Source organism: Streptomyces phytophilus (assembly GCF_013870535.1).
Lineage (GTDB): Bacteria > Actinomycetota > Actinomycetes > Streptomycetales > Streptomycetaceae > Streptomyces > Streptomyces phytophilus.
This window is the reverse complement of sequence record NZ_JACBXC010001327.1, coordinates 1-1,618: the sequence shown is the minus strand read 5'-3', so window position 1 is coordinate 1,618 and position 1,618 is coordinate 1. Positions and strand designations below refer to the sequence as shown.

Genomic DNA, 1,618 nt, shown 5'->3' with positions numbered 1-1,618 from the left:
CGGTGCGCCTGCACCGTCAGCTCTATCAGCCCCGCCGCCGCGATCACGCCGGCCCCGACGGCGAGCAGGGCGCCCAGGGCCCCGTACCGCACCGTCTCGCCCAGCGCCGTGACGCCGACCGCCGCCGCTATCACGGGGTTGACCACCGTCAGCGTCGCCAGCGGCGCCGACAGACCCGCGCCGCGGTACGCGGCCTGCGACAGCAGCAATCCGGCCGGCGCGAGGATCGCGATCATGCCGATTGCCAGCGGGTCGGTGTAGTCGGCAGTGACGTCCTTCGTGAACACCGACGCCATGCCGAACGCCGCGCCCGAGGCCACCGCGAGCGTCACGCTGCGGGCCGCCACATGCCGTATCCGCGTACCGGCCAGCGTCAGCGCGGCCAGCACGGCCACCGTCGCCACGGCCAGCCCCACCGCCGTCGTACCGCCCAGCTCCCGCGACTCCACGGGGTCGACCAGCGCCAGCAGCCCCACGAGCCCCACGGTCGACAGCAGCGCCCCGCGCCAGGCGGCGCGCCCGGCGCGGCGGCTGAGGAACATCGCCGCCATCGGCAGCGCGAAGACGATGGTCAGCGCGCCCAGCGGCTGGACCAGGCTCAGCGGCCCGTACGCGAGCGCCACCACGTGCAGCAGCGCGCCCGAGGCGTTGAGTACGACGGAGGCCCACCAGCTCCCGCGGTGCAGCGGCGCGAACGCCCCGCCCGCGCCGTCGGCGTCGGTCGTGGTGGCCGCGACACGCTCCTGGACGAGGGCGGCGCCGGCGTACGCCACCGCTGACACCAGCGAAAGCAGCACCGACAGCATGAGTGGGCTCATATAGCAACGATCCCGCGATCGGTGGCGAAAGTCGTCATCCTGGCGGATGCTCTGGGTCGTACTGCCGGAGCAGTACGACCGCTCCGGGAACCCCTCCCGGGTCCCATTCCGCTCCCGTAATGGTCCGACCCGGGTTGACCTACTGGCCGGTAGCCCCACCCGGGGCCGGGCGGTCCCGCCCGCGGAGCCCGCTCACGGCCAGGTGTAGAACCCCTGCCCCGTCTTACGCCCCAACTCGCCCCGCGCGACCTTCGCCCGCAGCAGCTCCGGCGGCGCGAACCGCTCCCCCAGCGTCCGGCACAGGTGCTCGGCGATGGCCAGCCGGACGTCGAGCCCGACCAGGTCCGTCAGGCGCAGCGGGCCCATCGGGTGCCGGTAGCCCAGCTCCATCGCGGTGTCGATGTCCGCGGGCGCCGCCACGCCCTCCTCCGCCATGCGGATCGCCTCCAGCCCCAGGGCCACCCCGAGCCTGCTGCTGGCGAAGCCCGGCGAGTCCCGTACGACCACCGCCGTCTTGCCCAGCGTCCGCACCCAGCCGCGCGCCGCCACCAGCGCCTCGGCGCTGGTCTCCGGCGCGGTGACCAGCTCCACCAGCTCCGAGGCGGGTACGGGGTTGAAGAAGTGCATGCCGAGGAACCGCCCCGGCCGGCCGAGGGCGGCGGCCAGCTCGGCGACGGACAGCGAGCTGGTGTTCGTCGCCAGCACGGCGTCCGGGCCCACCGCCCGCTCGGCGTCGGCCAGCACCCGCGCCTTCAGCCCGGCGTCCTCCGGCACCGCCTCCACCACCAGCTCCAGCCCCG

General features: G+C 74.8%; 2 protein-coding genes. Both read right to left on the bottom strand.

Annotated elements, in window-relative coordinates:
- On the bottom strand, positions 1-806 hold an 806-nt coding region (locus H5J30_RS32060; RefSeq protein WP_181791124.1), incomplete at its 3' end, for a DMT family transporter.
- 204 nt (positions 807-1,010) lie between these two features.
- The coding region (locus tag H5J30_RS32055; protein ID WP_181791122.1) for a 3-hydroxyacyl-CoA dehydrogenase family protein at positions 1,011-1,618 on the bottom strand (608 nt) is incomplete at its 5' end.